General features: G+C 68.1%; 7 protein-coding genes and 1 pseudogene. 5 read left to right on the top strand and 3 right to left on the bottom strand.

Annotated elements, in window-relative coordinates; translation table 11 throughout:
• A pseudogene (locus tag AC1DZ6_RS13170) lies at positions 1-140 on the bottom strand (acetamidase/formamidase family protein); the annotation flags it as partial.
• A 224-nt stretch (positions 141-364) separates the two neighbouring features.
• Here AC1DZ6_RS13170 and AC1DZ6_RS13165 point away from each other — a divergent pair.
• The 5 genes from AC1DZ6_RS13165 to AC1DZ6_RS13145 all read left to right on the top strand — a co-directional run bounded on the left by AC1DZ6_RS13165 (position 365) and on the right by AC1DZ6_RS13145 (position 5,871).
• A complete protein-coding gene (locus AC1DZ6_RS13165) occupies positions 365-580 on the top strand; it encodes an AtzG-like protein (RefSeq protein ID WP_477097621.1) in 216 nt (71 codons plus the stop codon).
• Complete coding sequence (locus tag AC1DZ6_RS13160) at positions 577-1,974, top strand: AtzE family amidohydrolase (RefSeq protein WP_477097620.1); 1,398 nt, start codon at positions 577-579, stop codon at positions 1,972-1,974. The genes AC1DZ6_RS13165 and AC1DZ6_RS13160 overlap by 4 nt, the downstream gene beginning before the upstream one ends.
• Positions 1,971-2,372, top strand: a complete 402-nt coding sequence (gene hpxZ, locus AC1DZ6_RS13155; RefSeq protein WP_477097619.1) for an oxalurate catabolism protein HpxZ — start codon at positions 1,971-1,973, stop codon at positions 2,370-2,372. Before AC1DZ6_RS13160 ends, hpxZ begins: the two co-directional genes overlap by 4 nt.
• A 215-nt stretch (positions 2,373-2,587) precedes the next feature.
• Positions 2,588-4,768 carry a TonB-dependent receptor gene (locus AC1DZ6_RS13150; RefSeq protein WP_477097618.1) on the top strand — a complete coding sequence of 727 codons (2,181 nt, stop codon included), beginning with the start codon at positions 2,588-2,590 and terminating at the stop codon, positions 4,766-4,768.
• A gap of 143 nt (positions 4,769-4,911) precedes the next feature.
• Positions 4,912-5,871 (top strand): nucleoside hydrolase, encoded by a 960-nt coding sequence (locus AC1DZ6_RS13145; RefSeq protein WP_477097617.1) that lies wholly within the window; start codon positions 4,912-4,914, stop codon positions 5,869-5,871.
• A 141-nt stretch (positions 5,872-6,012) separates the two neighbouring features.
• On the opposite strand, the gene guaD is transcribed toward AC1DZ6_RS13145, so the two are convergent.
• Together guaD and xdhC are read right to left on the bottom strand one after the other, a co-directional pair.
• Positions 6,013-7,299, bottom strand: coding sequence for a guanine deaminase (gene guaD / locus AC1DZ6_RS13140; RefSeq protein ID WP_477097616.1), 1,287 nt, complete (start codon positions 7,297-7,299; stop codon positions 6,013-6,015).
• Positions 7,286-8,299: a xanthine dehydrogenase accessory protein XdhC gene (gene xdhC / locus AC1DZ6_RS13135; RefSeq protein ID WP_477097615.1), complete on the bottom strand. Its 1,014-nt coding sequence runs from the start codon at positions 8,297-8,299 to the stop codon at positions 7,286-7,288. The genes guaD and xdhC overlap by 14 nt, the downstream gene beginning before the upstream one ends.
• Positions 8,300-8,317 lie beyond the last annotated feature (18 nt).

Here is an 8,317-nt window from a genome sequence, read left to right as displayed (position 1 = left end):
GCCGGCATGACCTCGGGTCCGCCCGACACGCAGTCGATCACCACCGTGTCGCCGGGCGAAACCGTCAGCACCGGGTCGAAGGCGGCGTCGAAGATCCCGAAGCGCACGGTGTCCGGGGTCGAGGCCAGGTGATGGCGCATGAAGTAAGCCCTCTATTACCAGGGCCCAGTTGGCGCGCCCTGCGCTCGCCGCCCTAGCGTCGACGGCGGCGCGGCCCGGCGAAGCGCGCCGGCGCCCATCCTGCGGGCAGAGCGGCCGGCGGCATGGCGCGGACATGGGCGTCGGCGCGTTCGAGGCCTATGTTGCTAGCGGCGACCGGATATCCCGGTTATGAAGAAATTTCTTACTTGTGGAGCTCGCCCCCATGGCGACCGATCCGGCGCTCGCAGCGTTCCTGGCCCTCGACGACGACGCGGTCGCCGCCTATGCGGACGCTCGCGCCGAGGCGCTGGGCCTTAGCCTGCCGCCGGAGACCCACGCCGGGGTGGTCGACAACCTGGCCCTGCTGCGCCGCCAAGCCGCGACCTTCGCCGCCGGCCTCGACGACGCGGGTCCCGCGCCCGCGGCCTTCGAGCCATGAGCGCCGCCGACTTCCGCTCGGCCCAGGCCGTCGTCGCCGACATCCAGCGCGGCAAGACCACCGCCCGCTCGGAGACCGAGGCCGCACTCGCCCGCGCCCAAGGCGACCGCTTCAACGCCTACACCGCCGTCTTCGCCGAACGCGCCCTGGCCCAGGCCGGGGCGATCGACGCCGACCTCGCCGCCGACCGTCCTGTCGGGCCGTTGGCCGGCGTGCCGTTCGCCGTGAAGAACCTGTTCGACGTCGAAGGCGTGACCACGATCGCCGGCTCGAAGATCCGCCGCGACGCAGCCCCCGCCGCCCATGACGCCACCGCCGTCCAGCGCCTGACCGCCGCCGGGGCCGTGCTGATCGGCGCGCTGAACATGGACGAATTCGCCTACGGCTTCGTCACCGAGAACGCCCATGACGGCCCGACCCGCAATCCGCACGATCTGAGCCGCATCGCCGGCGGCTCCTCCGGCGGCTCGGCCGCGGCGGTCAGCGGCGGGCTCGTGCCCCTGACCCTGGGCTCGGACACCAACGGCTCGATCCGCATCCCCGCCAGCCTGTGCGGGGTGTTTGGCCTGAAGCCCACCCTGGGCCGCCTGTCACGCCAAGGCGCCTTTCCCTTTGTCGAGAGCCTGGACCATGTGGGGCCGTTCGCCCGCACTGTCGCCGACCTGGCCCTCGCCTACGACCTGATGCAGGGGCCCGATCCGCTGGATCCCCTCTGCCGTCGGCCCGCCGAACCAGCCGCTCCTCGCCTGCAAGCCATCGCTGACGCTCCTCTCCGCGTCGGCGTGCTGGGCGGCTGGTTCGCGCAGGGCGCTTTTCCCGAAGTGCTGCAGGCGTTGGAGATCGTCGCCGACGCGCTGCAGGCCCGGCGCGGCGTCGTACTGCCGGGCGCCGAGCTGGCCCGCGCCGCCGCCTTCTGCCTGACCCCGATCGAGGCCGCTCACCTACACTTGGCCGACCTGAAGGGCCGGCCGCTCGACTACGACCCCGCCGTCCGCGACCGCTTGCTGGCCGGCGCCCTCGCGCCCGGAGCGGTCGCCGAGGCCGCGCGGCGTTACCGCCCGGTGTTCCGCGACGCCGTGCGGAAGGTGTTCGAGGATTTCGACGTGCTGCTGGCCCCGGCCTCGGTCTGCCCCGCGCCCGGCATCGGCCAGGCGACCATGGAGATGGACGGCCAGCCGGTCTCGGTGCGCAAGAACCTGGGCGCCTACACTCAGCCGATCAGCTACATCGGCCTGCCGGTCGTGGCCGCGCCGGTCAACCGGCCCGGCAGGCCGCCGATCGGCGTGCAGATCATCGCGCCGGCCTGGCGTGAGGACCTGGCCCTGGCCGCCGCTCTGCGCCTGGAACAGGCCGGCGTGGTCGCCGCTCACAGGCCTCCGGAGCTCAAGTCATGACCGTCAACGAGCCCGACGTCCTGGCCGAAGTGACCGCCGCGGTCGACGCCTATGAGACGGCGCTGATGACCAATGACGTCGAGGCGCTGGACGGCTTCTTCCGCGACGCTCCCGAAACCGTCCGCTACGGCGTGGCCGAAAATCTCTACGGATTCGAGGCGATCGCCGCCTTTCGAATCGGTCGCTCGGGCGGCTCGCCACAACGATCGCGCTTAAGGACGGAAATCACCACGTTTGGGCGAGACTTCGCAATCGCCAACGTCGAATTCCTTCGTGAGGGGGCAAAACGCACCGGACGCCAAAGCCAAGCTTGGATTCGCGCCGAAAGCGGCTGGAAAATCGTCTCGGCTCACGTTTCTCTGTTGGAGGAAGGCGTCGACCAACGCCTTTCCCCGTAAGCGATCGGTCGTCCGCCCCATGACGATAAGTAATAAGCCTATGACTTATGATCTGCTTTTAGGCAGACCTGTCACGGCGTGGTCAAATAGTAACATCCAGGGGGAAAACTTCGCCAAACAGCGATCTGGATGTCATCAAACCTTTGGATTCGGCTCGTTCATTGTGCATTGCACCCTCAAGCGTCGGGCCGCCGACGCATGAAGGGGATACTTCAATGACTACCGTCAACACGCTGCGCAGCCGCCTCCACCGCGGCGCCGCCCTCACCGCCCTGGCGCTCGCCGTCGGCGTTTCCGCCCCGGCCTTCGCTCAGGACAACAGCGTCGTCACGCTGGACGACGTGATCGTCACCGCCCAGAAACGCGCTGAAAACATTCAGGAAGTACCGGTCTCGGTCGCCACCATGGGCGGCGAGAAGCTGGACGCCTTGTTCGCCGGCGGCGAGGACGTGCTGGCCCTGTCCAGCCGCGTGCCCGGTCTGTTCATCGAAAGCTCCAACGGCCGCGCCGCCCCCCGCTTCTACATCCGCGGCCTGGGCAACACCGACTTCGACCTGGCCGCCTCGCAGCCGGTCTCGGTGATCATGGACGACGTGGTCATGGAGAACGTCGTGCTCAAAAGCACGCCGATTTTCGACGTCGAGCAGGTTGAAGTGCTGCGCGGCCCGCAGGGCACGCTGTTTGGCCGCAACACCACCGCCGGCATCGTCAAGTTCGACAGCGTCAAGCCGAGCCAGGTCTTCAAGGCCAACGGCACGGTGACCTACGGTTCGTACGGCTCGTGGACCGCCGAAGGCGGCGTCGGCGGCCCGTTGATCGCCGACAAGCTGGCCGGCCGCATCGCCATCCTGGGCCAGCACCGCGACGACTACATCGACAACACCTTCACCGGCGTGAAGGACGCGATGGGCGGCTATGACGAATACGCCATCCGCGGCCAGTTGCTGTGGACCCCGACCGCCGACCTGAGCGTCCTGCTCAGCGCCCACAACCGCACCCTGGACGGCACCGCCGCGATCTTCCGCGCCAATATCCTCACCAAGGGCAGCAACAAGATCAACGGCAACTTCGACCGGGATTCCGTCTTCTACAACGGCGGCCACAGCAACCCGCAGAAGTACGACGGCAACGGCGAGTCGATTAAGATCGACTACGACTTCGGCGGCGCGACCCTGACCTCGATCAGCGCCTACGAAACCACCAATGGCTACAGCCGCGGCGACATCGACGGCGGCGTGGCCGGCACCGGCCCGGGCTTCATCCCGTTCGATTCCGACACTCGCGACGGCATCGACGACCTGGACCAGTACACCCAGGAAATCCGCCTGGCTTCGGACACCGAAGGCCCGTTCAGCTGGCAGGTCGGCGGCTATTACTTCAAGTCCGACTTCCTGGTGACCACCGACGCCGGCTTCAACAAGGCGACGCTGAACCACAAGAACACCGCCTGGGCCGCCTTCGGCCAAGCCGCCTACCAGGTCAACGACAAGCTGAAGCTGACCGGCGGCCTGCGCTACACCGACGACGACAAGTCCATGAGCGTGGTCGGCTCGACCGCGCCGAAGGTCTCGGTGTCGGACAGCAAGGTCTCGTGGGACCTGTCGGCCTTCTACGGCGTGACCGACGACTTCAGCCTGTACGCCCGCGCCGCTCACGGCTTCCGGGGCCCGACCATCCAGGGCCGCGACATCGTGTTCTTCAGCCCCGCCTCGGTGGCGCAGTCGGAAACGATCCAGTCGTACGAAGTCGGCTTCAAGAGCGAACTGCTGGACCGCCGTGTTCGCTTCAACGGCGCGGCCTTCACCTATGAAGAGAAGAACCCGCAGTTCAGCGCCATCGGCGGCGCCACCAACGGCACCCTGCTGGTCAACGCCGACAAGGGCGAGGCCTACGGCGTCGAGTTCGACGGCGAGTTCCAGGTCACCGAGAACCTCCTGCTGACCGCCGGCTACAGCTACAACCACACCAAGATCAAGGACAAGGATCTGGCCGTGGCGGTCTGCGCCCAGTGCACGGTCACCGATCCGCTGAACGCCTCGGGCCAGGCCCTGGTCAACGGCAACCCGTTCCCGAACGCGCCGGAGTACGTGATCAACTTCACGGCCCGCTACAGCTATCCGGTCGGCGACGGCGAACTGTTCGCCTACACCGACTGGTTCCAGCAGGGCTACACGAACGTCTTCCTCTACCAGAGCAAGGAATTCTACTCGAAGGGCGACTTCGAAGGCGGCCTGAAGCTCGGCTACGCCAAGCAGGACGGCAGCTACGAAATCGCCGCGTTCGCCCGCAACATCACCAACGAGGTGAACCTGCGCGGCGCGATCGACTTCAACAACCTGACCGGTTTCGTCAACGAGCCTCGGATCGTCGGCATCTCGATCAGCGCCAAGCGGTAGTCTTAAGCGACCCCGCCCGGCCTCACCGCCGGGCGGATCACCGAAGGATTGCCATCGTCCCGCCATGCTCCCGGTTCGCGCCGGGAGCATGGTTCGTTTGAGGGGGCCTCCCCCTCGGTCCCACGATGAGATAAGTCCTTCGGATGACGACGCAAAAGATCATCTTCGACACCGATCCCGGCATCGACGACGCCATGGCGCTGCTGTTCATCGAGGCAAGCCCCGCGCTCGACCTGGTGGCCGTGACCACGGTGTTCGGCAACGCCGACATCGACACCACCACCCGCAACGCCCTGTATCTGAAGGACCGCTTCGGCCTGAAGGCCCCGGTCTTCAAGGGCACGGACAAGCCTCTGACCCGGCCGCGCAATCCCTCGCCCACCTTCGTGCACGGCGAGAACGGTCTGGGCGACGTCGAGCTGACGGGCCTCAAGCCAGCCCAGCCGGAAGCCAAGCCGGCGTACCAGGCGATCATCGACCTGGCGCGCGAGAACCCCGGCGAGATCACCCTGGTCGCGGTCGGTCCGCTGACCAACCTGGCCCTGGCCCTGCAAGCCGATCCGGAAGTCGCCACCCTGCTGAAGGCCGTGGTGATCATGGGCGGTGCCTTCGCCGTTGCCGGCAAGCCGGGCAATGTCACGCCGGTGGCCGAGGCCAATATCTGGAACGATCCGGAAGCCGCCGACCTGGTGTTCACCGCCCCCTGGCACGTGACCGCAGTAAGCCTGGACGTCACCACCCAGGTGGTGATGACCCCGGCCTACATGGAGGCGCTGGAAGCTTCGGCCGGTCCGGCCGGTGAATTCCTCAACGCCATCTCCAAGCCCTATGCGGCCTTCTACGGCGGGCGCGACGGCATCATCGGCTGCTGCGTGCACGACGCCGCGGCCGTGGCCTTCGTGATCGATCCGTCCCTGTTCGAGGTGCGTCCCGGTTCGATCCGGGTGATCACCGACGGAATCGCCCTGGGACAGACGTGCCAGAAGGTCGAGGGCGAGTTGTTCGGGCCGTCGGCCTGGGATGACCAGCCGATCCAGGCGATCACCGTCGGGGTGAAGCCCGAGGGGTTGTTGAAGCTGTATGCGGAGACGATGGGCGTTTAAGCGGCTAACACTTGCCCCCTACGGGTCGCTTCGCGACCGTCTTCCCCAACAGGGGGAAGAGGAGCGGTGGGCGGCGTCCTCCGCCCCCTATGGGGGCGGACAGACCGCGGAGCGGTCAGGTGGGGGCAAGCGGGTGAGCCACTAACGCCGATACCGCTCCACCCCGGCCACATAGGTCCGCTCGACCACCCGATCATCCCCCAGCACCGTCAGCGCGAACAGCCGGTCCTCCAGGCTCTTGGCCGCCGGCATCCGCCGCGCCATCAGCGGCGTCGCGGCCAGGTCCAGCACCAGGAAGTCGGCGATCTTGCCGCGCTCCAGGCTGCCGATCTCGTCCTCCAGCCCCAGGGCCCGCGCACCGCCCAGCGTCGCCAGGTACAGCGCGTGGAACGGATCCAGCGCCTCGCCGCGCAGCTGGCCCACCTTGTAGGCCTCGCCCAGCGTGTGCAGGATCGAGAAGGTCGTCCCCGCTCCCACGTCCGTGCCGATCCCCACCTTCACCCCGTGAGCGCAGGCGGTTTCCAGCGGGAACAGGCCCGAGCCCAGGAACAGGTTCGAGGTGGGGCAAAAGGCGATCGCCGAGCCGGCGTTGGCCAGCCGCTGGAAGGCCTCGCCCTGAAGGTGGACGCAGTGGGCGAAGACCGAGCGTTTCCCGACCAGGCCGAAGCGGTCGTAGACGTCGAGATAGTCCTTGGCGTCCGGGAACAGCTTGGCGGTGTCGACAATCTCGCGGATGTTTTCCGACAGGTGGGTCTGCATCCAAACCGTCGGATGCTCGGCCAGCACTTCGCCGGCCATGGCCAGCTGTTCGTCGCTGCAGCTGATCGCGAAGCGCGGGGTGACCGCGTAGCCGAGGCGGCCCTTGCCGTGCCAGTCGGCGATCAGGCTCTGCATGTCGGCGCGGCTGCTCTCGACCGTGTCGGTCAGGCCGGGCGGGGCGTTGCGGTCCATCAGCGACTTGCCGGCGATCACTCGCATGTCGCGCTTCAGGGCCGAGGCGAACAGCGCCTCGACCGAGCCCTTGTGCACCGAGCCGAACACCAGGGCGCTGGTCGTGCCGTTGCGCAGCAGCTCCTCGACGAAGAACTCGGCGGTCTCTTCCGCATGCCCCTTGTCCGCGAAGGCCGCCTCGGCCGGGAAGGTGTGGCGCTCCAGCCAGTCCAGGAGCTGTTCGCCATGGGCGGCGATCACGTCCACCTGCGGGAAGTGGATGTGGGTGTCCACGAAGCCGGGAACGATCAGCTTGCCGCTCAGGTCCTCGACGGCTACGTCGCCCAGCTCGTCGGCCAGCTTGGCGTAGTCGCCGCAGGCGACCACGCGGCCGTCCTCGACCAGCAGCAGGCCGTCCTCGTGGAAGGCGTGCGCCTCTCCGTCCGTGGTGTTTGGGTCGGCCTCCAGATGAAGGATCGACGCCCTATAGGCTTGCAAGCTGGAGATCCTTCGTCCGTTCGCGGCGGGCGGCCTCGAGCCGCATCAGGAGGTCGGCGACCACCGAGACGGCGATCACCTCGGGGGCCTTGTTCTTCAGGTGCGGCAGGCCGATCGGACAGGTGACGCGCGCCACCGTCCCGTCGCCAAAGCCGTCCTTGCGCAGCCGGCTCAGGAACCGGGCCTTCTTGGTGTCCGACCCGATCAGGCCCAGATAGCCGAACGCCCCGCCGGCCAGGGCCGACGAGGTCAGGGCGTAGTCCAGATTATGGTCGTGGGTCATGACAAGGATATAGGCGTCCGGACCCGCGCCCATGGCGGCGGCGGCCAACTCGGCGGGCGTCCCAACCGTGACGCCGGGGATTTCGGCCGTCTCGGGCCGGGTGTCGTACCAGGCCAGACGGAACGGAAGCGGCTCCAGGGCCCGGGCCACGGCCTGACCCACGTGACCGGCCCCGAACAGCAGMACCGGCGGGCGTGGCAAGTCCTGCGGCTCGACCAGCACGTCGCCCAGCGTCGGCCGCGCCCCGCGCGCGGTGGCCGGCTCGCCCGCCAGGGTAATCGGCGCGCTGTCCGGGCTCGATGCAGCGACCGGAGTGATGGTCTTGAGCAGGGCGCCGGGGTTGAAGCGGGTGCGGACCTCGAAGGGTTGGGCCGCGTCCAGCCGACGCGCGRCCTCGGTCAGCCAGTCGACGGCGGTCTTGTCCAGGCGCTCGATCAGCAGGCGGACGCGGCCGCCGCAGCACTGGGCCAGCAGCGGCCCCAGCGGATAGTCCTGCAAGGCGAAGTGGACCTGTGTCAGCAGCATCCGCCGCGCCTGGTCAGCGACCTGGTGCTCCAGATTGCCGCCGCCGATCGTGCCGGCCTGCCCGCCGGCCCAGACCACCATCTTGGTCCCGGCGTCACGCGGGGCCGAGCCCTCGGTGGCCAGGATGGTGACCAGGGCGACGGGTTGATCTTTGGCCAAACGCGCCAGCGATTGTCGAGCCCAGTTGCTCATGCCCCCTCTCCCGTGGGG

Source organism: Caulobacter sp. P1_B12_2, assembly GCF_056406675.1.
Note: the sequence above shows the minus strand (reverse complement) of the source record. Positions and strands in the feature narration are given on the sequence as shown.

Bases quoted from the DNA above. Each gene is read 5' to 3' on its own strand.
- AC1DZ6_RS13150 (WP_477097618.1), top strand. From the start codon at position 2,588: ATGACTACCGTCAACACGCTGCGCAGCCGCCTCCACCGCGGCGCCGCC.
- AC1DZ6_RS13165 (WP_477097621.1), top strand. From the start codon at position 365: ATGGCGACCGATCCGGCGCTCGCAGCGTTCCTGGCCCTCGACGACGAC.
- AC1DZ6_RS13160 (WP_477097620.1), top strand. From the start codon at position 577: ATGAGCGCCGCCGACTTCCGCTCGGCCCAGGCCGTCGTCGCCGACATC.
- AC1DZ6_RS13145 (WP_477097617.1), top strand. From the start codon at position 4,912: ATGACGACGCAAAAGATCATCTTCGACACCGATCCCGGCATCGACGAC.
- hpxZ (WP_477097619.1), top strand. From the start codon at position 1,971: ATGACCGTCAACGAGCCCGACGTCCTGGCCGAAGTGACCGCCGCGGTC.